Source organism: Marinobacter zhanjiangensis (genome assembly GCF_014651935.1).
GTDB classification, from domain to species: Bacteria; Pseudomonadota; Gammaproteobacteria; order Pseudomonadales; family Oleiphilaceae; genus Marinobacter; species Marinobacter zhanjiangensis.
Map to the genome: position 1 here is coordinate 239622 of NZ_BMXV01000001.1, position 25767 is coordinate 265388.

The following is a 25767-nucleotide window of genomic DNA, read 5'->3' on the forward strand; positions in this document are numbered from 1 at the left end:
GGTCTTCTCCTTGCTTCTTGTTGTTGGTGTGGTCAGGTCTGTTTTGACCGTAGCGTTTTCAGCTACGGAATGGCCACAGGTGGAAGAATCGGCGTATGCGGCGCCAGATCTCCGCCAGCCCGTGGGGCTCGAAAATCAGGAAGCCCACGATCAGGGCACCGAAAATAATCTCCAGCATCGGCGACATGAACACCGGTGCATTGGGCCAAATAGGCGTCATCACCGCCGTCAGCAGTTTCAGTGCTTCCGGCACCAGGGTCATGAAAGCTGCGCCCAGAATTCCCCCCAAAAGGTTGCCCATGCCCCCGACGATCACTGCCGCCAGGTAGAAAATGGACATGGACAGCGGGAAGCTCTCCGGCGTTACCACCCGGTAGAAATAGGCGAACAGGCCACCGGCAACCCCCGCATAGAACGAACTCAGGGCAAAGGACATCAGCTTGTACTTCAGCAGGGGGATGCCCAGGATTTCTGCCGAAATGTCACGGTCACGAATGGCGATAAAGGCACGACCGACGCGGGTCCGAAACAGGTTTTTTGCTGCCAGCAACGCAAGAACTGCCAGCGGCAGGATGATGAAGTACATGGCAAAGTCACTGCGGAACTCCAGACCAAGCAGGTGGGCAGGCTGCAGGCTCTGGCCTTCCATGCCACCGGTCACTGGCTCCCATTCGGCAAAAATGAAGTGCAGGAACACACTGGCCGCCAACGTGGCGATGGCCAGGTAAAGTCCCTTTACTCGCAAGGATGGCAGGCCCACCAGAATCCCCACCGCAGCCGCCAACAATCCTGCCGCCAGCAGAGTCACCGGGAATGGCAAGGCGGTATTGTTGGACAGCCAGGCCACGGTATAGGCACCCACCCCCATAAAACCTGCCTGGCCGAGGGAGATCAGCCCGGTGTAGCCGGTCAGGATGTTCAGGCCGGTGGCACTGATTACCGCTATGCCCACCAGGCACCCCAGGTAAAGCAGGTAGGAGCTGGCCATAAACGGAAAGGCCAGCAGTGCGGCCAGCAGCAGAGCAAACCAGATTTTCTGGGTGTTGCTGGTCCAGATGGCCTCATCAGCCAGGTACGTCTGTTTGGCGTCGCCGATGCGCATCAGACCCTCTCTATCTCGTGAGTACCGAAGAGACCGTAGGGTTTCAAAACCAGGATCACTGCCAGCACCGCAAAGGTTGCTGGCATGCGATATTCCCCACCCAGGTAGGCTCCGGCAACGGTTTCCAGCCAGCCGATAAACACCCCGGCGATCAGTGCACCGAGGATGCTGTCCAGCCCACCGACGATGACCACCACCAGCACACTCAGGCCGATGATGCCGAACTGGGGACTGAGGCCACCGGTGGCTGCCACCAGGATGCCGGCCACGGACGCGGCCAGGGAGCCAAATACCCAGGCCAGGTTGAATACCCGGCGAACATTGATGCCCATGGAGTAGGCCGCCGCCTGATCCGACGCCGTGGCCCGCAGTGCCACCCCGCCCCGGGAAAACCGGAAATACAGCAGGTAAAGGACCAGCACGGACATTCCTATCAAGAAGCCATAGGCAATCTTGGGAGCGAGATACATGGGCCCGATAAACACCGGCTCACGAGGAAGAAAGGATGGCAGTAGTTGTGGGTTGGACGTCCAGATCATTTCCACCAGCCCCACCAGGATACTGGCGATGCCGATGGTTACCATAACCACGGAAATGGGTGACTCCCCCAGCATGGGCCGAATCATGGTTTTCTCGATGACACCCCCGAGCAGGGCGCCGCCAAGCACCGCCAGCGGCACCGCTACCCAGGGTGACATTTCCATGCCGCCGGCAAAGGCCAGAAAGAGATAAGCCGCAAACATCATGATTTCGCCGATGGCGAAGTTGATCACCCGGGTGGCCTTGTAGATGATGACGAAACCCAGGGCAATCAGGGCATAGAGACCGCCCATGGCCAGCCCCGCCAGGCTGATTTCACCAAAAAACAGCCAGTCCATCAGGCCGCCTCCCGATCCGGATTGAGCCGTTTCCGGAGGCTGTCGATATCGCTGTTGCCAAGGTAGGCCTTGATGACTTCGGGGTTCTGCTGAACATCTTCCGGTTCGCCCTCGGCGATCACCTGACCGAAGTTGAGCACGGCAATATGATCGGAGATATCCATCACCATGCCCATGTCGTGTTCCACCATCAGCACCGTGATATCCCATTCTTCACGGATATCCAGAATGAACCGGGCCATGTCCTCTTTCTCTTCCCGATTCATACCTGCCACGGGCTCATCGAGCATCAGCACTTTGGGGCGCATGGCCAGGGCCCGGGCTAACTCGACCCGCTTCTGCAGGCCATAGGGCAGGCTCGCTACCGGGTGACGACGGATATGATCAATCTCGAGGAAGTCGATGATCCGGCGCTCCACCTCCTCGCGAATCTCCATTTCCTCCCGGCGAGCGCGGCCAAAATAGGCCAGTGAGCTCAGCAGACCGGTCTTCATGTGCACGTGGGCACCGAGCTTGATATTGTCCAACACCGTCATGCCCCGGAACAAGGCAATATTCTGGAAGGTACGAGCGAGCCCCATGGCAGCCCGCTTCGGGGGTTTGACGCCCTTCAGGGGCTGGCCCTGATAGCGGATTTCACCCTCCTGTGGCTTATAAAAGCCGGAGATACAGTTGAATAGTGAGGTCTTGCCCGCACCATTGGGACCAATCACTGTGGTGATAGTGTCCCGGGGCACCTGAAAGCTGACATCCTGCAGCGCATGCACACCACCGAAGGATAGCGACAGCTGGCTGATTTCCAGTATGCTCACAACGCCTCCATGTACTGACCCGCTTCCACATTCCAGCTGTCCCCGCCGGGCGGATCATTACCAGAAGCGGCTCATTGGTTGTTGTTTTTATCTTTTGAATAGATTGCGGGGGCGATTCAGCGAAGAAATCGTCCATTCCGACGATATTGATTCGAACACCCGGATCAATCCTCCTCATGGCAGAAAATCGTCTGTTGCGACGATACTTGGGCGGCCAACCCTGGCATATCGTCTAGACTCACTCCTGATAATCAACAAACCAGCGGGCGATCCTCTTTGGTTATCCGCCCCGAAAGGCCTTACCAATGAGCACCAACGGGCAACAGCCGACATCAAAGCGCGCAAGTCAGACAGACTTTGATCCGGAGGCACTTCTCAGCTACCTCAGAAAACACCTTCCTGAGCTCTCGGCATCCATTGACGCCGGAGACCTGTCCATCGACCCAATCTCCGGTGGCCAGTCCAACCCCACCTACTTCGTGACCATCGATGACCGGGAACTGGTGCTGCGCAAGGCACCCAACGGCGAACTACTGCCCGGTGCCCACCGGGTGGACCGGGAATACCGCATCATGGATGCCCTGGCTGGCTCCGGGGTGCCAGTGCCGGACATGGTGCGACTGGAGGAAGACAAGAGCTTGCTCGGCGCCCCCTTCTACCTGATGGAGCGACTGCATGGTCAGGTTTTTCATGAAAGCACTCTGCCGGACCACACCCCCGACGCACGATTCGCCATCTATGACCACAAGGCCCGGGTTCTGGCCAATCTTCACCGTGTGAATATCGCTGAAAAAGGGCTTGAGGACTACGGCCGCAAGGGTCCCTTCTTCAGTCGACAGATCCATCGCTGGACCAAACAGTGGGAGCTGTCTAAAACCCGGGAGATTCCAGAGATCGACCAGCTCGCCAATTGGCTGAAGGAAAACGATGACGGCGACGAAACCTCCACTCTGGTGCACGGCGACTACCGCATCGGCAACCTGATGCTGCACCCGACAGAACCCCACATCGTGGGCGTGCTGGACTGGGAGCTGTCCACCCTGGGGCACCCTCTGGCCGACCTGGCCCATGCCACCGCCATGTGGCACATCACCCCGGAAGAATACGGTGGACTGATGGGTGCCGATCTCAAGGCTCTGGGCATTCCGGAGCGCCAGCAATTCGAGGACACCTACCTGGAAGCGGCCGGTTTCAGTGACGGCCTGACCACCTTCCACCACGCCTTCGCCCTGTTCCGCTGGGCGGTTATTTTTCAGGGTATCGCCAAGCGCGCCGAGTCTGGCAATGCCGCTTCGGAGAATGCTGCAAAGGTCGGCGCGCTCGCGGTTGCCCTCGGGCGCCGGGGTGCGGAGTTGCTGTCCGGAAAACGCCTGTCGAACTGACGCTACATCCGGTTTATAGGAGTAACCTGCCCCCGACCCGAACTGCCGGGGAAGCACGGAAGCCGCACACAACAAATACAACACGCAACTGCAGGTGGCCCTCTTCATGGCCACGGGAGAATCGTAATGAAGAGCAACTTTTTAAAACTGACCGCCGCAAGTCTGTTGGCAGGCTCGATCGGGTTTACCGGAACAGCCGCCGCCGAAACCATGCGCATTTCATCCGGCATCGGACAGCAACACTTCTGGGCCGGGGAACACATGGACCCCTTTATAGAAGCCATCGAGGCAGCCGATATCGGCATTGACTTCGAAGCCTACTATTCCGGGTCCCTGGTTACCCCCGGCCAGGAGTTGGATGGTCTTCGAGACGGCATTATTCACGTAGCCGCGCCGCTGCTGGCCCCCTACCACGAAGGCCGTTTCCCGTTATCCGACGTGACGCAACTGCCAACCCTGGAAACCACTTCGGAACTGGTCACCGATGCACTGCTGGAACTGATGGACTCCGATCAGGAGCTGAAGGATGGCAAGACCTTCTACGACTATGAGCTGGGTGAGAAGGGCATCCGTGGTTGGCCTGTCGGCGCCACTTCCGCCTACTCGCTGGCAACCACCGGTATCGAACTGAAAGAACCTTCCGACATCATGGGGCTTCCCATCCGTGCAGGCTCCCCTCTGCACACCATCCTGCTGGAAGAGCTGGGCGCGACACCGGTTACCATGACCAGTGCCGCCTCCTATGAAGCTCTCTCACGCAATACCGTGGAAGGCACTATCCTGTCGGTCGCGGACTGGCCCTCCTACTCCTTTGAAGAGCTTCTCGAATACGCCATCACCGGGATTTCCATGGGGCACTGGGAAAGTTACCTCTCCATGACCGAGGAAACCTGGCAGGGACTCACCGAGGAGCAGCGTGAGACCTGGGACCGCATTGCCCGGGAAACAGCGATGGCCAATGCCCGTTACATCGACAAGCGGGAAGTAACGGTACGTGAGGAGACCAGCGCAGACGGTATCACCTTCGTCCAGATCGAAGATCTTTCTGAAGACATGCAGGCGCACATGTCAGAGGCGGCCAGTCAGACCTGGATCCGCTGGATCGAGCAGCTTGAAGATAATGGCCACCCGGCCAGAGCAGCAGCCCAACAATGGGCCGAGCTAATCATGGAGCGTGGTGGACAGATCCCGGAAGGTGCGGCCGAGTACCTCGAGCTCAACTGAGGTCCATCAGCGAGCGGTGATGGTGTGACGACCATCACCGCTCTTTCTCTCCTTCCAACCTTGTAGGTAACCCGCCGTGTCTGCAACGACTGTTATCTGGATCGTCCTCGCCTGGTTCGCCGTATTCCTCGCGCTGGGCCAGAATGTGGCCACCGTTCTTTTCGGCGCCGGCATCATCGGTATCGCCCTCTATATCGGTATCGGGCCACTGGGTGGCATCATCGGCCCGGACACCTTTTACACCGCCTCGATCTATTCTCTGTCGATTGTCCCCCTGTACCTGCTGATGGCTCAGATGCTGCTCCGGGGGGGCATCATCAATGATCTGTTCCAGGTGGGCCATCGCATGAGTGGCTACCGGCGCTTTCCCCTCGGCATAGCCACCATTGTGACCGGCTCGCTGCTCGGGGCGGTATCCGGCTCGGGTGCCGCCAGCTCCGCCTCTCTGGCTTCCGTGGCCTCGCCGGAACTTGAGAAGGTGGGCTATACCCGCCGGTTCTCCCTGAGTATTGCTGCCGTGGCGGGGTCACTGTCGGCCATCGTGCCACCCAGCCTGATCATGATCATCTACGGTTCACTGACCTCCGTTCCCATCGGGCACCTGTTCATCGGTGCCATCGGTCCCGCTTTACTGTGCATCACCATCTATGTGGTCTGCCTGAAAGTCTTTGGTGAAATCCGCAAGGAGGCCGACGCCGACGGCACCGTACCGGATGAACCGGAAGCAGCCGACAGTCGCCGTAAAAGCCGGAACGCCTTTCTGTTTGTGGTCACCCTGATGGTGGTGGTATTTGGCGGTATCTACGGGGGCATCATTACCGTTGCCGAAGCCGGCGCCATCGGGGCCTTCACCGCCATGACCGGCATGCTGCTCATGCGGCGCGTGGGACATCAGGATATTCTCCGGGCATTGTCGGAGTCCGTGAAAATCACCGCAGCCCTGATGATGCTGGTGATCGGGGCCAAGATCTTCGCCCGCTTCCTGACCTTTTCACGACTGCCCAATGAGCTGATAGCCGTCATGGACCCGCTGATGTCCAACCCCGGACTGGTGGCCGTCATCCTGTTGGCAGTCTTTTTCCTGGCCGGCATGTTTCTGGAGTCCGCCGCCGTGATCGTGTTGCTGGTACCCATTATCCTTCCCGTGCTGGAGGCAGCGGGTATTGACCTGCTGTGGTTTGGGGTCAGTGCCTCTACCATGATTGCCCTGGGCCTGCTGACCCCGCCTGTCGGACTGGCCAGCTTCGCCGCCGCCAGCGCTGCCGGGCATCCGGCGTCGCAGGTATTCCGTGGCGCCACCATATTTGCGCTGGCGGCGGGTATCATTGTTACCGGCCTGTTGCTGGCATTCCCATCCGTCGTGACCTGGCTACCCGGTCAGATGCGCTAAGGAGAAAACCATGGGATTCTGGCAAAGACTTGGGCAAATTGAAGGTGGACTGGCCTCCGTAGGCGCAGGGTTCTGTCTGTTCGCCATCATGATCATGACGGTACTGAGCGTTCTCGGGCGATATGTATTCGAGATGGACCTGATACCGGGGGGCTATAACCTGATCGAACGGGTGGCCTTCCCGCTGCTGGTGTTCTGGGCCATACCCCTGGCCCATCGGGACGGCATGTTTCCAAAATTCGACATGCTGCAGACCCGGCTCCCGCCTATGCTCTACCGCATTATGGCGTCACTGGTGCTGCTGGTGGAAATCGTCATATTCGTGATAGTCATGTGGTATGTCACCGAATACGCCTGGAGCTCGGTCGAGAGTGGCCGACAGTTCCAGATCAGTTCAACCCACTGGCCGATCTGGCCGGTGATACTGATGGTGCCCCTGGCGTTCGGTCTTATGCTGCTGGAGATGTTCCGGCTGTTCTGGATCACCGCCACAGGGCGTAATATATCGAAGCCGAACACTGAAGATTGAAGGAAAATACCGTGACAAACGACCCGATTGTTATTACGAGCATGGCCCGCACCCCCATGGGTGGTTTCCAGGGCGATCTGAAGGCCCTGTCCGGAACCGACCTTGGGGCGTCTGCTCTCAGGGCGGCGCTGCAGCGGTCAAGCCTGGGGGGCTCTGACGTCAGCGAAGTGATGATGGGCAATGTGCTACCCGCCGGCCTGGGCCAGGCTCCCGCACGGCAGGCGGCGCTGGGTGCCGGGCTGGACCTCTCAACCCCCTGCACCACCATCAGCAAGGTATGCGGCTCCGGCATGAAGGCGACGATGCTCGCTCATGATCTGATCACCGTCGGCAGCGCCGATATCATCGCCGCCGGCGGCATGGAGAGCATGACCAACGCGCCGTATCTGGTCCCCAAGATGCGCAACGGCGCCCGCCTGGGCCATGCCGAGATGCTGGACCACATGTTCTTCGATGGCCTGGAGGATGCCTACGAAAAGGGTCGGCTGATGGGTACCTTCGCCGAGGCCTGCGCCGATCACTATCGCTTCACCCGGGAGCAGCAGGATGACTACGCTCTGGCCTCCCTGGACCGGGCCCTGAAAGCCATCGAAAAGGGCCATTTCCGCAACGAGATAACCCCCGTGGACACCGGCCGCGGCATGGTGGACGTGGACGAACAGCCGGGCAAAGCTCGACCCGACAAGATTCCATCCCTGAAACCGGCCTTCCGCAAGGATGGTACCGTGACCCCCGCCAATGCGTCTTCCATCTCCGATGGGGGGGCAGCGCTGGTGCTGATGCGCCAGTCAGAGGCGGAAAAGCGGGGCCTCACGCCCCTGGCCGCCATTCGTGGCCACAGCAGTCATGCCCGGGCGCCGAAATGGTTCACCACCGCGCCCGTGGGCGCCATTCAGGGTCTGATGGAAAAAACCGGCTGGGCGGTGTCGGATGTAGATCTGTTCGAAATCAACGAGGCCTTCGCCGTGGTGCCCCTGGCCGCCATGAAGGAACTGGACATTGCCCACGACAAGGTCAATGTCCACGGCGGCGCCTGCGCCCTGGGCCACCCCCTGGGTGCCTCTGGCGCACGGATTATCGTGACACTGCTGGGCGCCATGCAGACCTACGACCTGAAGCGCGGTGTGGCGTCACTGTGCATTGGCGGGGGCGAGGCAACGGCGATTGCATTGGAACGGCTGTAGTATTCCGGGAAGCCAGACAGGGCCTGACTCGTTTTCCAGAGGGCAACGGGGCTTACGCCGGATTACAGGTCTATATCCCCTCCCCCCTCAAGGGCGAGGGGCTACCAATAGCCTCACACCTCGGGATTCACAAACGCCGGAGCCCGCTTCTCCAGATTCGCGTACACCGCCTCAACCTGGTTGGCGCTGCCGATGATGCGGTCCTGCTCCCGGGACTCCTCCAGCAGGATGCGGGCGGCGTGCTCCTTCGAGGTGATGGCGCTGTTGAGCATGCGTTTCATGGCGCGGATGGCGTCGGGGCTCTTGCCGGCGATGGTATGGGCCATGGCCAGGGCTTCTTCCCGGGGGTTGCCGCCAACATGGGTGGCAAGGCCCAGATCGCATGCTTCCTGGCCGGTGAGGATGCGGCCGGTGTAGCACAGCTCCCGGAACACGTCCGGGCGGACCAGTTCGTTCAGCAGCACCATGCCACCCATGTCGGGCACCAGGCCCCATTTCACTTCCATCACCGCCCACTGGGAGTCCGGCGTGGCATAGCGGATGTCCGCGCCCAGGGCCACCTGCAGCCCGCCACCAAAGCAGACCCCATGCACGGCGGCAATGACCGGCACCGGCACTTCCCGCCACACCATGGCCACGTACTGGGCCAGGTTCGAAGCGCCGTGGGTGCGGGGCTCAAGGCCATTGCCGCTAACACCAGCACCACCACCCTCGGCCATTTTCGAGAAATTCCCCATATCCAGGCCGGCACAGAAGCAGCGGCCTTCACCGCTGATCACCACCGCCCGCAGGGTGGGGTCTTTCTTGAGCTCTTCGCCGACGTTGGCCAGGTTGTTGAACATGCCGGTATCCAACGCGTTCATCTTGTCGGGGCGGTTCAGGCGGATCTCGACCACGCCTTCATGTTCGGTGCGGATGACCTGTACGGTTTCAGACATAGTGACTTCCTCGATAACAGCTGGCCCGCTCAGGTGGAGCGTTTGGCCTTGTCCTGGTTGTTGATGGCGGAAATTGCCTCCCGGGCACGCCGCCATTCGTCGTCGCCCCAGGCTGACAGGGCGGTGAAGTTACCGCCATCCGCCTGATACTGGCCACCATCGATGGCGATGGTCTGACCGTTGACGTATTCGGCACCCGGGCCCAGCAGGAACACCGCCAGATTGGCCAGTTCCGGATGACGGCCCGGGCGTCCCATGGGGCTGTCACCCAGGTCCATTTCCCCCAGCGGGCCCAGGCGCTTGCTCATGCCTTCGGTGGGGAACAGGCCCGGTGCGATGGCGTTGAGGCGGATACCACGGTTGCCCCACTCTACCGCAAGTGACTGGGTCATGGCATTAATCCCGGCCTTGGACATGGCCGAGGGCACCACGAACGGAGACCCGTTCCAGACCCAGGTGGTGACGATAGACACCACCGACGCCGGCTTGCCCTCCGCCAGCCAGCGTTTGCCACAGCTCTGGGTGACCAGAAAGCTGCCCCGGAACACGATATTGGCCACCGCATCAAAGGCCCGGTGGGATAGATCCTCGGTACGACTGACGAAGTTGCCGGCGGCATTGTTGATCAGACCGGTAAGGGCGCCGCCGTCGTCCCATATTTTCTGGACCATCTCGTCGATGGCCTCGGGGCTGCGGATATCACAGGGAATGGGGGTCACCCTGCCGCCGTGGCGCCAGGTCAGCGCTTCGGCGGTTTCTTCCAGCACGCTGCCCCGGCGACCACAGATATACACATGGGCTCCGAGAATCAGGCAGGCTTCCGCCATTTCCTTGCCCAGGCCGGTACCGCCACCGGTTATCAGGATACGCTCACCGTTCAGGAGCCCTTCGCGATACATCAGTTCTTCTGCTTTCATGATTGTTCTCCTTCGGGCCCATAGCGGGGTTCACGTTTCTCCAGGAAAGCGCTCACACCCTCCCGGAAGTCATCGTCCTGGATGCACAGAATCTGATTGCGATCTTCCAGTGCCACCACCGCCTCCAGACTCTGTGCATCAATGGCCAGGCCCAGGGCTTCCTTGGTCAGCCTCAGGGCCACAGGCGTTGCCCGAAGCATGTCGGCCACCAGTCCTTCGGCGTGTGTTTCCAGTTCCTCCAGCGGTGCCACCATGCTGGTCAGCCCCAGTTCCCGGGCCCGTTCGGCGTCCATGAAGCGACCGGTGAGCAGGTACTCAGCCGCCACGGAGCTGCCCACCATCCGCGGCAGGAAGTAGCTCACCCCCACATCACAGCCACTGATCCCCAGTTTGATGAAGGCCGCATTCAGTCGGGCGTCAGGTGTCAGCAGGCGAATATCGCTGGCAAGGGCGATGGCAAAGCCGCCGCCACTGGCGGCGCCCTGAACAATGCTGATAATGGGCTGGGGGCAACGCCGCATGGCCACCATAATGTCCCGTACCGCCCGCTGCTCGTCCAGGGCACCGCCTACCCTCGGGTTGATGGGGGTTTGCGCCTGTTCCTTGAGATCCAGCCCGGCACAGAAAGCCCGGCCCTCCGCGCCCAGGACGACAACACGGATATCGCGGCGGTAGTAGAGCTCACTGAAATAGCGACGCAGGGCCTGGACCAGCGGGCGATCGAGGGCGTTAAGGGCATCCGGCCGGGCCAGCGTGACGCGGGCCACGCCGCCGGACTCTTCGATCTTCAGGGATGGGGGCAGATCAGACATAAACGGCTTCCTCGCCAACGGGCGCGGCAACGGGTCGCGCACCAGTTTATGGAGTGTTCATATCATGATCATTTGGTAAGCAAGGTCACACATCGTCGGAACGGACGAACCGGCAGGGCGGGAGAGAATTTGTGACAAAAGTGCCTCTTCCATGAGGCAGGACGATGGGTGACCCTTCCGGTTCTATCGCCAACCGGACGGGTCACCGGTCAGAGCAGGTTCTTCAGCTCCCGGGCGATCAGCAGGCGCTGCACCTCGCTGGTCCCTTCGTAGATCTGGGTGATGCGGGCATCCCGGTACAGGCGCTCCACGCCGTAGTCTTCCAGGTAGCCGTAGCCGCCGTGGATCTGGATGGCGTGGGAGCAGACTTCCTCCGACAGCTCGCTGGCAAACAGCTTGGCCTGGGAGGCCTCGGAAAGGCAGGGCTGACCGGCGGTTTTCAGGCGGGCGGCGTGAACCACCAGCAAGCGGGCCGCATTGAGGCGGGTGTGCATGTCCGCCAGCATGTTGGCTATGCTCTGATGCTCGGTGAGCGGCACGCCGAACTGCTGCCGCTCGCGGGCGTATTTCAGGGCCGCCTCGAAAGCAGCTCGGGCCACGCCCACCGCCTGAGCGGCAATGCCGATACGGCCCCCTTCCAGGTTGGACAGGGCGATGTTCAGGCCCTTGCCCCGCTGCCCCAGCAGGTTCTCTTCGGGTATGCGGCAGTTCTCGAGGGTGATGGCGCAAGTGTCGGAACCACGGATACCCAGCTTGTGCTCCATCCGGTCCACTCGGAAGCCGGGGTTGTCGGTGGGCACGAGAAAGGCAGACAGCCCCCGTTTGCCCTGGTCCGGGTCGGTAACCGCGAACACCACTGCCAGGCCGGCACGCTTGCCGTTGGTGACGAATTGCTTGGCGCCGTTGAGTACCCATTCACCGTCCTTCAGCTCGGCCCGGGTCTTCAGGTTATGGGCCTCGGAACCGGCCTGGGGCTCCGTCAGGCAGAAGCAGCCGATGGTCTGGCCGCTGGCCAGGAAAGGCAGCCAGCGTTCTTTCTGTTCCTCGGTGCCATAGTTGAGCACCGGCGAGCAGCCCACGGAGTTGTGCACGCTCATCAGGGTGCTGGTGGCGCAGCAGCCCGCTGCCACTTCCTCCACGGCGAGGCAGTAAGCGACATAATCCACGAAACTGCCGCCCCACTCCTCCGGCACCACCATGCCCAACAGGCCCAGTTCGCCCATCTGCCGGATCACGGCGTCGTCTATGTAACCGGATTTGTCCCATCCCGCGGCCCTGGGGGCCAGTTCGCTCTGGGCAAACTGGCGGGCCATGTCGCGGATCATCCGCTGGTCTTCATTGAACTCGATATCCTGCATGGCGGTGTCTCTTGTTGTGCTCGTCCGATTCCGAAAGGTCAGTTATTGCCCGACACTGGCATAACCCTTAGCCGCCTGCCTCGTCGAAAAAGACGGAAACGTGTTCCGGTCTCAGGTCATCAATACTGGCCACCCGCCAGTTCGGCGACTTGTCCTTGTCCACGATGAGCGCCCGGATCCCCTCGACCATGTCGCCGTGATCAAACCACTGGTAATCCAGAGCCAGCTCCAGGGCGAACGCCTGCTCCAGTGAAAGATCGCGGCCCCGGCGCACCAGCTCCAGGGCCACCGCCATGCCAAGGGGCGAGCGCCCTTCAACGGCAGCGAGGGTGTCTTTCGCCCAGTCGGCGTAGTCCGGCCGCTGCTCCTGGCGCAGGGAGTCCCGCACCTCCCGTAGGGTCGGTTTGGAAAAATGCTCATTGATGACCGGCTGGAGCCGTGCCAGGCGCGACTCCCCCGGGTCAGCCAGAACGGCGGACAATCCGGCCTTCAGGCTGTCATCGCTGGCGGCGTCCACGCTGTCCAGGGTCGCATCCATGGCGGCAAAGTGTTCGTCCGGCACATAGAGGTCCGCCAGCCCGGCGTAGAGGGCGTCAGCCGCGTTCAGCTGGCTGCCGGTCACCGACAGGTATTCCCCCAACCGGCCAGGCAGCCGGCCGAGAAAATACGTCGCGCCCACATCCGGAAAATAGCCGATGCCGGTCTCCGGCATGGCCAGCCGTGCCCGGTCGCTGACGATGCGAAGGCTGGCGCCCTGGAAGACCCCCATGCCGCCGCCCATGACGATGCCGTTGACCAGTGCCATGACCGGCTTGGGATACTGGTGGATCGCCTGGTCGAGGGCATACTCCTCCTCGAAGAACACCCGGTGCAGGGTCTCGCCGGAGTGGTAGCTGTCGTACAGCGCCCGGATATCGCCGCCGGCACAGAAGGCCTTCTCGCCAGCCCCCGTGAACACCACCGCATCAATGGCGCCGTCTGTGGCCCAGTCATCCAGTTGCCGGTGAATCGTCTGCACCATGCCCAGGGTCAGGGCGTTCAGCCCCTTGGGTCGGTTCAGGATCAGGTACCCGTAACGGCCCCTGACCTCGACAATTACTTCTGGCTGGTTGTCACTCATTCCTCATCCTTCATATAGCGCTTGATGATGGCCGAGAAATCCAGGTGGCCATGCCCTTCAAAACTCATGGACTGGTACAGCTGCTGGGCCAGACCACCCATCACCACCGGCTGGCCGCTGGCCTTCGCCGCTTCGGTGGCCAGGCCCAGATCCTTGATCATCAGGTCCATGCCGAAGCCACCGGAATAGCCACGGTTGGAGGGGGCCGTCTCGATCACCCCCGGGTAGGGGTTGTAGGTGTCGGTGCTCCAGCAGCGACCACTGGAAGTATTGATGACCCCCGCCAGCACTTCCGGGTCCATACCCATGGATACGCCCAGGGTCATGGCCTCGGCGGCACCAATCATGGAGATACCCAGCAGCATGTTGTTGGCCATCTTGGCCACCTGGCCATTACCGGCGCCGCCGCAGTGGACGATGTTCTTGCCCATGGTCTCCAGCACCGGGCGGGCGAAGGCAAACTCCTGATCCTCGCCACCCACCATAAAGGTCAGTGTGCCCGCCTGGGCACCGCCGGTACCCCCGGACACCGGCGCGTCCAGCATGGGGTTACCCTGGGCCGTCGCCTTCGCGGCCACATCCCGGGCGGTCATGGGGTCGATGGTGGAGCTATCGACCAGGTGAACGCCTTTGGGGACGTGGGCCAGTAGTCCGTCGTCTTCCAGGTAAACCCCTTTCACATGGCGGGCCGCCGGCAGCATGGTGATGATCAGTTCGGCACCGCAACGGGCCACGGTGGCAATATCTGCCGCTGCCGTGGCACCCTCGGAGGCCGCCTTGTCGACCACACTCTGTACCAGGTCAAATACCGTCAGTTCGTGACCTGCCTTCAGCAGGTTGCTGGCCATGGGCGCGCCCATGTTGCCCAGGCCGATGAATCCGATTTTCATATTGAAGCCTCCAATTTTGTTGTTGTCCGGGGCGTTGCTGGCTTACTGGTGCTTGAAGTCCGGCTTGCGTTTCTCCACAAAGGCATTCATGCCTTCCTTCTGGTCATGGGTGGCAAAGATGGCATGGAAGATCCGCCGCTCGAAACGCACACCTTCCGCCAGGCTGGTCTCGAACACCCGGTTTACGGCTTCCTTGGTCATCATGGTGCTGGGCAGGGACTTTTCGGCAATGGTGGTGGCGGCCTTGAGGGTTTCCTCCAGCAACTGGTCCACCGGGAAAACCTGGGCCACCAGGCCGGCGGTTTCCGCTTCCTTCGCATCCATCTGGCGACCGGTGAGGCACATTTCCATGGCCTTGGCCTTGCCCAGGGCCCGGGTCAGGCGCTGGGTGCCACCGATCCCCGGCAGCACACCCAGGTTGATTTCCGGCTGGCCAAAACGGGCGTTATCGCCGGCGTAGATAAAGTCACACATCAGTGCCAGCTCACAGCCGCCGCCCAGAGCGAAGCCGGCCACGGCGGCAATCATCGGCTTGCGGCGCTGGCCAATGCGGTCCGCCTGGGCGAAGAAGTCATCCAGGTAGATCTGGGGGTATTCCAGTACCGACATCTCCTTGATGTCGGCGCCGGCGGCAAAGGCCTTCTCGGAGCCGGCCAGCACGATGCAGCCGATATCCGGGTTGCGCTCATACTCATCCAGCGCCAGGTTCAGTTCCTCGATCAACTGGCTGTTGAGGGCATTCAGGGCCTTGGGCCGGTTCAGGGTAATGAGGCCAACCCGGCCTTTCACCTCGGTAACAATCGTGTCATAAGCCATAACGTGTCTCCTCGCCTACCGCAGGTTGATGGTGGTATTCACGGAACCGACCTGCTCGTCCTCATCGAACCAGCGGGAGGTGACGGTCTTGGTCTGGGTGTAGAACTGCACCACCTGCTTGCCATAGGGGCCCAGGTCACCAAGCTTCGAACCCCGGGAACCGGTGAAGGAGAAGTAGGGCACAGGCACGGGAATGGGCACGTTGATACCCACCTGACCCACGTCGATATGCTCCTGGAAACGATGGGCCGCGGCCCCGGAGCGGGTAAAAATGGCGGTACCGTTGCCGTTGGGGTTGGCGTTGACCAGGTCGATGGCCTCATCCAGGGTTTCCGCTTCCAGCACGCACAGCACCGGCCCGAAGATCTCTTCCCTGTAGATGGCCATGTCCGGGGTAACACCGGAGAACAGGGTAGGCCCGATGAAGCTGCCTTTCTCGTATCCCCGCACGCTGACATCACGACCATCCAGTACCAGCTTGGCGCCTTCACTGACACCCTGCTGGACCAGGCCTGTCACCCGCTCCAGTGCCTGGGGTGTGATCAGCGGGCCAATATCGGTGCCATCCTCGGTACCGGCATTGACGTTCAGCTTCTCCGCCCGGCGGGCCAGTTCCGGCAGCCAGTTTCGGGCCTCGCCCACCAGCACCAGGGCCGACACCGCCATACAGCGCTGGCCGGCGGCGCCAAAGCAGGAGCCCACCAGGGCATTGAGAGTCTGTTCCTTGTTGGCATCGGGCATCACCACCGCGTGGTTCTTGGCGCCCATCATGCACTGCACCCGCTTGCCCGCCTCGGAGGCACGGTTATACACATGGGTGCCCACCGGGGTGGAGCCCACGAACGACACCGCCTTGATATCCGGGTGATCGCAGATGCCATTCACCATATCCGGGCCGCCATGGACCACGTTGAGCACGCCCCTGGGGATGCCCGCCTCCACGGCCAGTTCCACCAGCCGCATGGTGACCATGGGGTCACGCTCTGACGGCTTGAGCACAAAGGTATTCCCGGTGGCGATGGCCATGGGGAACATCCACAGTGGAATCATGGCCGGGAAGTTGAACGGGGTGATGCCGGCACAGACACCGATGGGCTGGCGCAGGGTGTAGGTGTCCACATCACCGGCCACATTGTTGGCGTACTCGCCCATCTGCAACGTGCCAACACTGGCCGCGTGTTCGACCACTTCCAGCCCCCGGAACACATCCCCTTCCGCGTCGGGCAGCGTCTTGCCCTGCTCGGCGGTGAGAGTGGCCGCCAGTTCCTTCATATTCTCGCGGATCAGTTGCTGGTACTTGAGAAAGATACGGGAACGGACTCCGATGGGTGTCTTTCGCCAGCTTTTGAAGGCTTCATTCGCCGCACTGACCGCGGCCTCCAGCTCCTCCGTCGTGGCAAAAGGCACCCGTGCCAGCACTTCCTGGGTGGCCGGGTTGGTGATATCCCGCCACTCACTGGTCTTCGATTCAACAAATTCGCCGTCAATCAGCAGTTTGACGCTTGGCACCTGTGTACTCATGGGGGCTCTCCGGTGTTGTTCTTGTAGTGACTTTGAAAAATGACGCTCCCCGGATAGTAGCAGTGCATTTTTCAAAGCTACAATGGCGCTTGATGCAACGCCGTTCTGCAAAAATGCACAAGGTGAGCAATAAATGGACTGGGACAACCTGAAATTCTTCCTGGAACTGAGCCGGGCCGGCAAGCTGACAGCGGCAGCCCGCCGTATGGGCGTGGACCACACCACCGTGTCACGGCGCATCCACGCCCTTGAGAAAAGCCTGGGCATGACCCTGTTCATCCGCGAGCAGACCGGCTACAGCCTTACCGAAGCGGGACGACAACTGCTGCCCCAGGTGGAGCAGATGGAAAGCGCCAGCGTGCGCATCGAACAGAGCCTGCCGGAAGCGGACGAGCAGCTCTCCGGCCAGGTTCGCATCGGCGCCACCGAAGGCTATGGCACCATCATGCTGGGCCGGGAACTGGGCCACCTCATCCGCCGCTACCCTCACCTGCACCTGGACCTGCTGGCCATGCCCCGGGCCCTGCGACTGTCCCGCCATGAGGCGGACATTGTCATCACCCTGGAGCGCCCCGAACGGGGGCCGTTCATCGTCACCAAACTCACCGACTATGTGCTCAGGCTCTACGCCAGCCGGGAGTACCTGGAGAACCACGGTCCCATCCGTCACCGCAACCAGCTCGGCAAGCACCGGTTTGTCAGCTATGTGGACGACATGGTGTTCAGCCGGGAGCTGCTGTTTCTGAACGAAATCGCCGGCTCCGGCGAGGTCAACATCCGCAGCACCAGCGTACTGGCCCAGCAGGAAGCCATCGCCACCGGCGCTGGCATCGGCATACTGCCCGCCTTCTCCGCCGACATCGATGACCGCCTGCAAGTGGTCCTGCCGGATCAGATCCGCTTTATCCGGACCTTCTGGATGCTGATGCCGGAAGAACTGCGCCACATCGCCCGTATGCGGGTGACCTGGGATTTTCTGAGGGAGCGGGCCGAGGAGAATCGGGGCCGGTTGATGGCGACACCCTCTGCCGGCCAATGAGCAGATACCCTGCTAACCACTTGCACTACTTGTTATAGGCCCCTGCGAAACCCCTGCGCCGGTCTGGAACCGTTTTGTCACCATCGCACCAAATCCGGGCGATGACAGCACTGTTCATTTTTTCATTATCGCCATTCATGACCCGCCAATAATCTTTTTGAATCCCTCGACTTAGCGCTTTCCAATCCGCTTCTGGCACGCCGACTGCAACATCACTGGCAGGCATCATGACCTGTTAGTACAAGTGGACCAACCAGGAAGGCTAGAACGATGAGAGACTCAAAAACACTGGCAACAATTACGCTGTGCAGTTCGCTGACGCTCCTCGCGGCCGGCGCATCGGCAGAAACCATCCGCGTCGGTATCGGCCACCAGAGCATGGTGACCAACACCATCCCTGGCGGCATCATCCTTGAGAAACTGGAGCTGCTGGAAAAGCACCTGCCCACTACCGGCAAATACGAAGACGTTGATTACGAGATCATCTACCGGGATTACGATTCCGGCCCGCCCATCACCAACCAGATGCTGGCCGGCAAGCTGGATTTCGGGGTAATGGGGGACTACCCCCTGATCGTCAATGGCGCCAAGTTCCAGGAAACCGGCAAGCAGGAAACCCGTTTTATCGCGGTTACCGGTTACAACCTGCGCGGCACTGGTAACGGCATCGTGGTACCCATCGACTCCGATGCCCAGAGCCTGGCGGATCTGGAAGGCAAACAGCTTTCCGTACCGGTAGGCAGCGCTGCCTGGGGCATGACCCTGAAGGCCCTGAGTGAAGCTGGCCTCAGCGATAAGGTGCAGATCGTCAACCAGAGCCCACCCGTGGGCGCCGCCAACATTCAGGCGGGTCGCATCGACGCCCATGCCGACTTCTGCCCCTGGTCGGAAATCATGGAGTACCGGGAAACTGGCCGCAAGATCTACGACGGCAGTGAAGCCGAGATCCCCACCTTCCACGGCACCGTGGTGCGCAAGGACTTCGCCGATGAATACCCGGAAGTGGTCGAGGGCTATCTGACCGCCACCCTGGAAGCCCAGAAGTGGATCCAGGACGACCCCATGGAAGCGGCGGTAAAAGTATCCGAATGGACCGGCGTGGAGAAAGAGGTGCTCTACCTCTACTTCAGCGAGGGTGGCATCACCACCTTCGAAGCCAGCGTCAAGCCGGAATGGGTCGACGCTCTGGAATACGACCACGCCCTGCTGCAGCGGGAAGTGGGCATCCCCGACCTGGATTTCGGTCGCTGGTTGGACGACAGCTACCTGCGTAACGCCTACGAAACCATGGATATGGACTACGAGGCCCTGGTCAGCACTGTTGTCGATACCGAGCCCAATAACCCGGACCTCAAGCCTGCGGAAATCTGGTTCGCCGACGAGGGCATCGTCACCTACGACAGCGTATCCGACATGCTGGCAGCCCAGTCAGAAGCGGTCGGCAACATCAACGCCACCTACGTCTACGACAACCTCACCGGCCTGAAGCTGTTCGGCAAGGCGGCCTACCTGGTGCGCGGCACCGATGGTGAGGTCGTGGCCTTCCTGAAGAAGGCCGACTCCGACAAGTTCATCGCTGAAAACGGCGGCACCCTGATCACCGGGGACAGTGCCGTCGCCATGGCTGAGTGACCCACTCCCGGGCGGGTACTGCGGTATCCGCCCGGCAAGGTCCGAGGAGCAGACAATGGACAGCAAGAGCAACGCAGCATTGAAAACCACGGGGCCGGAGGCCGTCGCAGAGGCGACTCCCGCGCCGTCCGTGTCGGCGCCGGAAACGCCACGGCCCGCTGCCAACACCCCGACAGCAACGAAACGTCCCTCGCCCACCGGCCTGTGGTTCCGCACCACCGGCAGCCGCTATCTGGTACGGGTGGTGGCACTGATTGCAGCGGTGGTCCTGTGGCAACTGGCATCCGATAACGGGTTCAACGTCTACATCAACTTCGACAACATTCCGGCCCCCACCGCCGTGGGCTCAGCGCTGATGACGGAACTGGGTGGCCAGGAATTCTACCTGCACATCATGCACAGCCTGCAACGGGTGGCCATTGCCTACGGCCTGGCCGTGGTGATCGGCGTCGTTCTGGGTGTAGCCATGGGCCGTTCCAAATGGGCGGAAGACATCATCCTGCCCTACATCGAGCTGCTGCGGCCCATTCCGGCGGTGGCCTGGATTCCCCTGGCGATCCTGATGCTGCCCACCGAGCAGGCCAGCATCGTCTTCATCACCTTTCTGGGGGCCCTGTTCCCGGTGGTGCTGAACACCATCCATGGTGTGGAGCAGACCAACAGCGTGCTGATCCGCGCCGCCCGCAGCCTGGGGGCCAGCAACCGGGCCATCCTCTGGCATGTGGTGCTGCCCGGGGCCATGCCGTCCATCGTGGCGGGGCTGGCCATCGGCATGGGCGTGGCCTGGTTCTCCCTGCTGGCCGGGGAAATCATCAGCGGCCAGTACGGCATTGGTTACTACACCTGGAACTCCTACACCCTGATCCAGTACCCGCAGATCATCATCGGCATGCTCACCATCGGTGGCCTGGGCACCCTGTGCACGCTGCTGATCCGCAAGGCCTGTAACCCGCTGCTCAAGTGGCAGGTAAAAGGAGGTCAGTCATGAGTGATGCAGCGATGATGAACGACAACCGACTGGCGGTGCTGGACCACAGCCGCCTGCAGGGCAAGGGGAACAAGACCGGCGAGGACCGGGGACGGATCTCGGTGCGGGACGTGGACATTGTCTTCGATACCGCCAGTGGCCCCCACATGGCCGTGCAGAGCGCCAGCCTGACGGTACGTCCGGGCGAGTTCCTGTGTCTGCTGGGCCCCTCTGGCTGTGGCAAATCCACCCTGATGAACACCGTGGCGGGTTTCGTGAAGCCCAGCCAGGGCGAAGTGATGGTGGATGGCAAGCCGGTCACCGAACCGGGCCCGGACCGGGGCATGGTGTTCCAGCAGCACTCCCTGTTCCCCTGGAAAACGGTGAAGGAAAACGTGGCCTTTGGTCCGCTGATGGCCGGAGCCAGCAAATCGGAGGCGTCCAGCATCGCCCGAACCTTCCTCTCACTGGTGGGTCTGGCGGCGTTTGAGAACGCCTATCCCAACACCCTGTCCGGCGGTATGCAGCAGCGGGTGGGCATCGCCCGTGCGTTGGCCAACTACCCCAGCGTGTTGCTGATGGATGAGCCCTTCGGCGCCCTGGACGCCCAGACCCGCTCCATGATGCAGGAGAACCTCCTGGAGATCTGGAGCGAGTTCCACAACACCGTGGTGTTCGTCACCCACGACATCGACGAGGCCGTGTTCCTCTCCGACCGCATTGTGGTCATGAGCGCCAGCCCTGGCCGGATCATCGCCGACATTCCTGTCGAGCTGCCCCGACCCCGGGAGCAGTCCCTGATCACTACGCCGGAGTTTATGGACCTGAAGCGCCAATGCCTGGAGCTGATCCGCCAGGAAACCCTCAACGCGTTCCAGCAGCAGAACAAGGCGGGGTAAACCATGAACCTCTTTGACCCGACTTCGACTGCACTCGCCATGACCTGTCATGACAAGCGGGAGGGCACACGATGAACAACGCCACCCAACTGATGGCCGGGCATTCGCCACTGCCGCTCTACGTGCAGATTCGCGACAGCCTGCGGCGGCAGATCCTCGAGGGCCAGTACCAGTTCCACGAGCGGCTGCCCTCCGAGAACGCCATGATGAAAACCTTTGGCGTGTCCCGGATCACCATCCGCCAGGCCCTGCGGGACCTGCACAACGAAGGTCTGGTGTTCTCGGCCCAGGGTAAGGGCACCTTCGTCAGCAAGCCCAAGGCGGTGCAGAACGTGCAACGCCTGGAGGGCTTCGGCGAGGCCATGGCCGCTCAGGGTTACGAGGCCTCCGCCCGGGTGCTGAGCATCCAGCAGATGAAGGCCCCCAAGGCCGTGGTCGCAGCGCTTGACCTACACGCCGGTGACGACGTGGTGGAAGTGAAGCGGGTGCGCTACCTGAACCGGGAGCCGGTTTGCATCGAGAACAGCTACTTCCCTCTGGATGTGGGCCGGCAGATGTTCGCCCTCGACCTGTCCGGCGACATCTTCCCGATGCTGGAAAACCTCTTCGGCCTGCCCCTGGGCGGTGCCGATATCGGCCTGGACGCCATCCTCGCGGATGACGAAACCCGGGAATACCTCAACCTCCGGGCCGGCGAAGCCATCCTGCGGGTGGAACGCCTGACCCATAACCGGGACGGCCGGCCCATCGACTTCGAATACCTCTGCTATCGCGGCGATTCCTTCAAATACCAATTCCGGATCGACCGGAAATAGGAGCACCTGATGATGAAGATCAACGACATTCCCGTAATCGACACCGACGTACTGGTTATCGGCGGCGGCACCGCCGGCCCCATGGCCGCGGTTACCGCCAAGGAGCAGGACCCGAACCTGAAGGTCATGCTGCTGGAGAAGGCCAACGTCAAACGCTCCGGCGCCATCTCCATGGGCATGGACGGACTCAACAACGCCGTGGTGCCGGGCCACGCAACGCCCGAGCAGTACGTGAAGGAAATCACCATCGCCAACGATGGTGTCGTCCACCAGCCGGCGCTGATGGCCTATGCCACCCGGTCGTTCCCGATGATCGAGAAGCTGGACTCCTGGGGCGTGCACTTCCAGAAGGACGAGACCGGCGACTACGACATGAAGAAGGTGCACCACCTGGGCACCTACGTGCTGCCCATGCCGGAGGGCCACAACGTCAAGAAGATCCTCTACCGCCGTCTGCGCCGCAACCGGGTGGAGATTGAAAACCGCTACACCGCCACCCGGCTGCTGAAGGACCCGGACGGCAATATCGCCGGCATGATCGGGGTGAACACCCGCACCGCCGAGCCCATCATCATCCGCGCCAAGGCGGTGATCATGGCCACCGGCGCCGCCGGCCGCATCGGCCTGCCCACGTCCGGCTACCTGTTCGGCACTTACGAGAATCCGGCCAATAACGGTGATGGCCACGCCATGGCCTACCACGCCGGCGCCGACCTGGCGAACCTGGAGTGCTACCAGGTGAACCCGCTGCTGAAGGACTACAACGGCCCGGCCTGTGCCTATGTGACCGGCCCCCTGGGCGGGTTTACGTCCAATGCCTTCGGTGAGCGCTTCATCGAGTGCGACTACTGGTCCGGCCAGATGATGCTGGAGTTCTTCAAGGAACTGGAATCCGGCACCGGCCCGGTGTTCCTCAAGCTGGATCACCTGGCGGAGGAAACCATCCAGGAAATCGAGACCGTGCTGCACACCAACGAGCGCCCCAGCCGTGGTCGCTTCCACGAGGGCCGGAATGTGAACTACCGCCAGCGCATGGTGGAAATGCACATCTCCGAGATCGGCTTCTGCTCCGGCCACTCCGCCTCCGGTGTGTGGACCGACGAAACCGGCGCCACCACCGTGCCCGGCCTCTATGGCGCCGGCGATATGGCCAGCGTGCCCCACAACTACATGCTGGGGGCCTTCGTGTACGGCCAGATCTGTGGTGAAAGCGCGGCGGAGTTCGTCAAGACCCGCGGTGACATCAAGCTGGATGAGGACTTTATCGTTGCCGAACTGGAGCGCATCCAGGCGCCCATGAAGCGGGCCGATGGCATTCCTCCGGAGCAGATGGAGTACAAGGTGCGCCGGCTGGTGAACGACTACCTACAGCCGCCCAAGGTCACCAAGAAGATGGAGATCGGTCTGGAACGCATCCTTAACGTCCGCAAGGACGTCGACAAGCTCTGTGCCCGCGACCCCCATGAACTGCTCCGGGCCATGGAAGTGCAGTCCATTATCGACTGCGCCGAGATGGCAGCCCGGGCGTCCCTGTACCGCACTGAATCCCGCTGGGGCCTCTACCACTACCGGGTGGACTGCCCGGAACAGAACAACGAGGACTGGTTCTGCCACACCCGCCTGTACAAGGACGAGAACGGCAACATGGCCAGCGGCAAACGGCCCATTGCCGACTACATCGTGTCCCTCGGTGAAGAGAAGGACGCCTACAACAAGCTGCGGGTCCAGAAAGCCGCCAACGCCTGATTCATAACGGCTTTCAAATTCAAGAAACAAGAGAGGAAACGACCATGCCTATCGCCAATCATCATTCCACCGTCCCGGTCACCGTGGACGAAGACAAGTGCATCGCCGACAAGGGCTGCACCGTGTGCATTGATGTGTGCCCCCTGGATGTCCTGTGGATCAACGAGGACACCGGCAAGGCCCACATGAAATACGACGAGTGCTGGTACTGCATGCCCTGCGAGGCGGACTGCCCCACGGATGCCGTCACCGTCAACATCCCCTACCTGCTGAGCTGAGGTGAGCCATGAAGACTTACGACGACCCCGAACTGCAGGCCATCGCCGTCAAGCTGGCCTCCGATGACCCCGGCATCCGCCGTGTCGGTGTGCTCGACCTGGTGGACTCCGGTGAGCCGGAAGCGGTGGAACTGCTGCTGCTTGCCCTGCGGGACAGCGACACCGCCGTGCGCCAGGAAGCCGCCAAGGTGGTGGACGAGTTCGAAGCCGAGGACATGGCCGACGCCCTGATCGCCGCACTGGGTGACAACGACGAGGTGGTGCGCAATGCCGCCGCCCACGCCCTGGCGGACCTCAAGGATCCCGCCGTGGCCGAGCCGCTGCTGGAGGCACTGGACTCCAGCTCCGATGGATTCGTGGTGGCCGGCATCCTGCGGGCCCTCAAGCCGCTGCGCCACCCGGGCTCGCAACGCCCGGCCCTGAAACGACTCGGCGACACCGATCCGGTGGTGCGCCGGGAAGCGGTGGGGGTGATCGGCTGGCTGAAGCAGCCGGAAAACCTGCCTGCCCTTGTGGAAACTGCCCAGCACGACGAGGACCCGGAAGTGCGCCGGGCCGCCACCGGCGCCCTGGTCTATGCCAGCCCGCAGCAGGTGGGCCAGGCCCTGATCGGCCTGCTCACCGACGACCACTGGCAGGTGCGCTGCGAGGCCGCCAACAGCATCGGCAAGCTGGACCACCAGGCCGCCTTGCCGGCGCTGATGGATGCCACCCGGGACGAGCTCTGGCAGGTGCGGGAAAAGGCCGTGGATGCCCTGGGCAAGCTGGGTTCCGCACAGGCCATTCCGGTACTGGGGGAGTGTTCCCAGGATGCCATGAGCAACCTGCGCAAGGCCGCCATCGGCGCCCTGGGCACCATCGGCCACAGCGACGGCCTGCCCTTCGTGCAAAGTGCCATGGACGACCCGGACCCGGACGTGCGCAAGCTGGCCCGCTGGGCGATGTCGAAACTGGACAACGCAGCCTGAGCGTCTGCCCTGACCGGATCTTGTGGGTCTGGTCGGGGCGGCCACTGGCTGTCTCTGCAAAGGAGAGAATCCATGACCTTTGTTGTCACCGAAAACTGCATCCGCTGCAAGTACACCGACTGCGTGGACGTGTGCCCGGCGGACTGCTTTCACGAAGGCCCGAACTTCCTGGTGATCAACCCGGAAACCTGCATCGACTGCAGCCTGTGCGTGCAGGAGTGCCCGGCGGACGCCATTTACGAGGAGTCCGATCTGCCGGACGACCAGCGCCACTTTATCGAACTCAATGCCGAACTGGCCCAGGTGTGGCCAGTGATCAGCGAGGCTGGCACTCCCCTGCCGGAAGCCGAGCAGTGGATTGATCAGGGGGAAAAGCTGCAGTTTCTGGAGCGTTAACTGATGCCGCAACTTGTCATAACGAGTTTGAAAACGCTGGCGGTACTGGTCGCACTCATGACCGCCAGCCAGAGCAGCGCCCGACCCCTGGAGATACCGGTGAACACGGTTCAGATGCCGGAAGCACCCGCTGAGCCTGCTATCCGAAAACCGA

25 protein-coding genes are annotated in these 25767 nt (G+C 61.8%); 14 read left to right on the forward strand and 11 right to left on the reverse strand.

Features of this window, described 5'->3' with window-relative positions:
- Positions 1 to 58 precede the first annotated feature (58 nt).
- The 3 genes from IE079_RS01075 to IE079_RS01085 are packed head-to-tail and all read right to left on the reverse strand — an operon-like array spanning position 59 to position 2792.
- Positions 59 to 1102 (reverse strand): branched-chain amino acid ABC transporter permease, encoded by a 1044-nt coding sequence (locus IE079_RS01075; RefSeq protein WP_189571558.1) that lies wholly within the window; start codon positions 1100 to 1102, stop codon positions 59 to 61.
- Positions 1102 to 1980 (reverse strand): branched-chain amino acid ABC transporter permease, encoded by an 879-nt coding sequence (locus IE079_RS01080; protein ID WP_189571561.1) that lies wholly within the window; start codon positions 1978 to 1980, stop codon positions 1102 to 1104. The genes IE079_RS01075 and IE079_RS01080 overlap by 1 nt, the downstream gene beginning before the upstream one ends.
- A complete protein-coding gene (locus IE079_RS01085) occupies positions 1980 to 2792 on the reverse strand; it encodes an ABC transporter ATP-binding protein (protein WP_189571564.1) in 813 nt (270 codons plus the stop codon). The genes IE079_RS01080 and IE079_RS01085 overlap by 1 nt, the downstream gene beginning before the upstream one ends.
- Before the next feature lie 305 nt (positions 2793 to 3097).
- On the opposite strand from IE079_RS01085, the gene IE079_RS01090 reads away from it, so the two are divergent.
- The 5 genes from IE079_RS01090 to IE079_RS01110 all read left to right on the forward strand — a co-directional run bounded on the left by IE079_RS01090 (position 3098) and on the right by IE079_RS01110 (position 8501).
- Complete coding sequence (locus IE079_RS01090; protein ID WP_189571567.1) at positions 3098 to 4174, forward strand: phosphotransferase family protein; 1077 nt, start codon at positions 3098 to 3100, stop codon at positions 4172 to 4174.
- Positions 4175 to 4300: 126 nt separating this feature from the next.
- Complete coding sequence (locus IE079_RS01095; RefSeq protein WP_189571569.1) at positions 4301 to 5398, forward strand: type 2 periplasmic-binding domain-containing protein; 1098 nt, start codon at positions 4301 to 4303, stop codon at positions 5396 to 5398.
- Between the two features lie 76 nt (positions 5399 to 5474).
- The gene (locus IE079_RS01100; RefSeq protein ID WP_189571571.1) at positions 5475 to 6788 is read left to right on the forward strand and encodes a TRAP transporter large permease; all 1314 of its coding nucleotides are present in this window, start codon (positions 5475 to 5477) and stop codon (positions 6786 to 6788) included.
- Positions 6789 to 6798: 10 nt separating this feature from the next.
- Positions 6799 to 7317: a TRAP transporter small permease gene (locus IE079_RS01105; protein WP_189571573.1), complete on the forward strand. Its 519-nt coding sequence runs from the start codon at positions 6799 to 6801 to the stop codon at positions 7315 to 7317.
- Between the two features lie 11 nt (positions 7318 to 7328).
- Positions 7329 to 8501 carry an acetyl-CoA C-acyltransferase gene (locus tag IE079_RS01110; RefSeq protein ID WP_265013619.1) on the forward strand — a complete coding sequence of 391 codons (1173 nt, stop codon included), beginning with the start codon at positions 7329 to 7331 and terminating at the stop codon, positions 8499 to 8501.
- Positions 8502 to 8614: 113 nt separating this feature from the next.
- Here IE079_RS01110 and IE079_RS01115 read toward each other — a convergent pair whose 3' ends face one another.
- The 8 genes from IE079_RS01115 to IE079_RS01150 all read right to left on the reverse strand — a co-directional run bounded on the left by IE079_RS01115 (position 8615) and on the right by IE079_RS01150 (position 16873).
- Positions 8615 to 9439, reverse strand: a complete 825-nt coding sequence (locus IE079_RS01115) for a crotonase/enoyl-CoA hydratase family protein (protein WP_189571575.1) — start codon at positions 9437 to 9439, stop codon at positions 8615 to 8617.
- Positions 9440 to 9468: 29 nt separating this feature from the next.
- Positions 9469 to 10356: an SDR family oxidoreductase gene (locus IE079_RS01120; RefSeq protein ID WP_189571577.1), complete on the reverse strand. Its 888-nt coding sequence runs from the start codon at positions 10354 to 10356 to the stop codon at positions 9469 to 9471.
- On the reverse strand, positions 10353 to 11168 hold the full coding sequence (locus IE079_RS01125; RefSeq protein WP_189571580.1) for an enoyl-CoA hydratase/isomerase family protein: 816 nt from the start codon (positions 11166 to 11168) through the stop codon (positions 10353 to 10355). Before IE079_RS01125 ends, IE079_RS01120 begins: the two co-directional genes overlap by 4 nt.
- 209 nt (positions 11169 to 11377) lie before the next feature.
- Positions 11378 to 12526, reverse strand: coding sequence for an acyl-CoA dehydrogenase family protein (locus tag IE079_RS01130; protein WP_189571582.1), 1149 nt, complete (start codon positions 12524 to 12526; stop codon positions 11378 to 11380).
- Between the two features lie 67 nt (positions 12527 to 12593).
- Complete coding sequence (locus IE079_RS01135; protein ID WP_189571585.1) at positions 12594 to 13646, reverse strand: enoyl-CoA hydratase/isomerase family protein; 1053 nt, start codon at positions 13644 to 13646, stop codon at positions 12594 to 12596.
- A complete protein-coding gene (gene mmsB / locus IE079_RS01140; protein WP_189571589.1) occupies positions 13643 to 14536 on the reverse strand; it encodes a 3-hydroxyisobutyrate dehydrogenase in 894 nt (297 codons plus the stop codon). The genes IE079_RS01135 and mmsB overlap by 4 nt, the downstream gene beginning before the upstream one ends.
- A 42-nt stretch (positions 14537 to 14578) precedes the next feature.
- Entirely contained in the window at positions 14579 to 15352 is a 774-nt protein-coding gene (locus IE079_RS01145) for an enoyl-CoA hydratase (RefSeq protein ID WP_189571592.1), read from the reverse strand.
- 15 nt (positions 15353 to 15367) lie between these two features.
- Entirely contained in the window at positions 15368 to 16873 is a 1506-nt protein-coding gene (locus IE079_RS01150; RefSeq protein ID WP_189571595.1) for a CoA-acylating methylmalonate-semialdehyde dehydrogenase, read from the reverse strand.
- A gap of 133 nt (positions 16874 to 17006) precedes the next feature.
- Between IE079_RS01150 and IE079_RS01155 the strand changes: the two genes are divergently transcribed.
- From IE079_RS01155 to fdxA, 9 genes are all read left to right on the forward strand, one after another.
- Positions 17007 to 17912, forward strand: a complete 906-nt coding sequence (locus tag IE079_RS01155; protein WP_189571598.1) for a LysR family transcriptional regulator — start codon at positions 17007 to 17009, stop codon at positions 17910 to 17912.
- A 270-nt stretch (positions 17913 to 18182) separates the two neighbouring features.
- On the forward strand, positions 18183 to 19544 hold the full coding sequence (locus IE079_RS01160; RefSeq protein ID WP_189571601.1) for an ABC transporter substrate-binding protein: 1362 nt from the start codon (positions 18183 to 18185) through the stop codon (positions 19542 to 19544).
- 55 nt (positions 19545 to 19599) lie between these two features.
- The gene (locus tag IE079_RS01165; protein WP_189571603.1) at positions 19600 to 20532 is read left to right on the forward strand and encodes an ABC transporter permease; all 933 of its coding nucleotides are present in this window, start codon (positions 19600 to 19602) and stop codon (positions 20530 to 20532) included.
- Positions 20529 to 21410 (forward strand): ABC transporter ATP-binding protein, encoded by an 882-nt coding sequence (locus tag IE079_RS01170; protein WP_189571605.1) that lies wholly within the window; start codon positions 20529 to 20531, stop codon positions 21408 to 21410. Before IE079_RS01165 ends, IE079_RS01170 begins: the two co-directional genes overlap by 4 nt.
- 71 nt (positions 21411 to 21481) lie before the next feature.
- Entirely contained in the window at positions 21482 to 22225 is a 744-nt protein-coding gene (locus tag IE079_RS01175; RefSeq protein WP_189571607.1) for a GntR family transcriptional regulator, read from the forward strand.
- A 9-nt stretch (positions 22226 to 22234) separates the two neighbouring features.
- Positions 22235 to 23971 (forward strand): fumarate reductase/succinate dehydrogenase flavoprotein subunit, encoded by a 1737-nt coding sequence (locus IE079_RS01180; RefSeq protein ID WP_227712232.1) that lies wholly within the window; start codon positions 22235 to 22237, stop codon positions 23969 to 23971.
- A gap of 44 nt (positions 23972 to 24015) precedes the next feature.
- Positions 24016 to 24249, forward strand: coding sequence for a 4Fe-4S dicluster domain-containing protein (locus IE079_RS01185; protein WP_189571609.1), 234 nt, complete (start codon positions 24016 to 24018; stop codon positions 24247 to 24249).
- A gap of 8 nt (positions 24250 to 24257) precedes the next feature.
- Positions 24258 to 25217 carry a HEAT repeat domain-containing protein gene (locus IE079_RS01190; protein WP_189571611.1) on the forward strand — a complete coding sequence of 320 codons (960 nt, stop codon included), beginning with the start codon at positions 24258 to 24260 and terminating at the stop codon, positions 25215 to 25217.
- Between the two features lie 72 nt (positions 25218 to 25289).
- Entirely contained in the window at positions 25290 to 25613 is a 324-nt protein-coding gene (gene fdxA, locus IE079_RS01195) for a ferredoxin FdxA (protein ID WP_189571612.1), read from the forward strand.
- Positions 25614 to 25767: the final 154 nt, after the last annotated feature.

Bases quoted from the DNA above. Each gene is read 5' to 3' on its own strand.
- IE079_RS01075 (WP_189571558.1), bottom strand. From the start codon at position 1,102: ATGCGCATCGGCGACGCCAAACAGACGTACCTGGCTGATGAGGCCATC.
- IE079_RS01080 (WP_189571561.1), bottom strand. From the start codon at position 1,980: ATGGACTGGCTGTTTTTTGGTGAAATCAGCCTGGCGGGGCTGGCCATG.
- IE079_RS01090 (WP_189571567.1), top strand. From the start codon at position 3,098: ATGAGCACCAACGGGCAACAGCCGACATCAAAGCGCGCAAGTCAGACA.
- IE079_RS01095 (WP_189571569.1), top strand. From the start codon at position 4,301: ATGAAGAGCAACTTTTTAAAACTGACCGCCGCAAGTCTGTTGGCAGGC.
- IE079_RS01105 (WP_189571573.1), top strand. From the start codon at position 6,799: ATGGGATTCTGGCAAAGACTTGGGCAAATTGAAGGTGGACTGGCCTCC.
- IE079_RS01115 (WP_189571575.1), bottom strand. From the start codon at position 9,439: ATGTCTGAAACCGTACAGGTCATCCGCACCGAACATGAAGGCGTGGTC.
- IE079_RS01120 (WP_189571577.1), bottom strand. From the start codon at position 10,356: ATGAAAGCAGAAGAACTGATGTATCGCGAAGGGCTCCTGAACGGTGAG.
- IE079_RS01125 (WP_189571580.1), bottom strand. From the start codon at position 11,168: ATGTCTGATCTGCCCCCATCCCTGAAGATCGAAGAGTCCGGCGGCGTG.
- IE079_RS01130 (WP_189571582.1), bottom strand. From the start codon at position 12,526: ATGCAGGATATCGAGTTCAATGAAGACCAGCGGATGATCCGCGACATG.
- IE079_RS01135 (WP_189571585.1), bottom strand. From the start codon at position 13,646: ATGAGTGACAACCAGCCAGAAGTAATTGTCGAGGTCAGGGGCCGTTAC.
- mmsB (WP_189571589.1), bottom strand. From the start codon at position 14,536: ATGAAAATCGGATTCATCGGCCTGGGCAACATGGGCGCGCCCATGGCC.
- IE079_RS01145 (WP_189571592.1), bottom strand. From the start codon at position 15,352: ATGGCTTATGACACGATTGTTACCGAGGTGAAAGGCCGGGTTGGCCTC.
- IE079_RS01150 (WP_189571595.1), bottom strand. From the start codon at position 16,873: ATGAGTACACAGGTGCCAAGCGTCAAACTGCTGATTGACGGCGAATTT.
- IE079_RS01155 (WP_189571598.1), top strand. From the start codon at position 17,007: ATGGACTGGGACAACCTGAAATTCTTCCTGGAACTGAGCCGGGCCGGC.
- IE079_RS01160 (WP_189571601.1), top strand. From the start codon at position 18,183: ATGAGAGACTCAAAAACACTGGCAACAATTACGCTGTGCAGTTCGCTG.
- IE079_RS01165 (WP_189571603.1), top strand. From the start codon at position 19,600: ATGGACAGCAAGAGCAACGCAGCATTGAAAACCACGGGGCCGGAGGCC.
- IE079_RS01170 (WP_189571605.1), top strand. From the start codon at position 20,529: ATGAGTGATGCAGCGATGATGAACGACAACCGACTGGCGGTGCTGGAC.
- IE079_RS01175 (WP_189571607.1), top strand. From the start codon at position 21,482: ATGAACAACGCCACCCAACTGATGGCCGGGCATTCGCCACTGCCGCTC.
- IE079_RS01180 (WP_227712232.1), top strand. From the start codon at position 22,235: ATGATGAAGATCAACGACATTCCCGTAATCGACACCGACGTACTGGTT.
- IE079_RS01185 (WP_189571609.1), top strand. From the start codon at position 24,016: ATGCCTATCGCCAATCATCATTCCACCGTCCCGGTCACCGTGGACGAA.
- IE079_RS01190 (WP_189571611.1), top strand. From the start codon at position 24,258: ATGAAGACTTACGACGACCCCGAACTGCAGGCCATCGCCGTCAAGCTG.
- fdxA (WP_189571612.1), top strand. From the start codon at position 25,290: ATGACCTTTGTTGTCACCGAAAACTGCATCCGCTGCAAGTACACCGAC.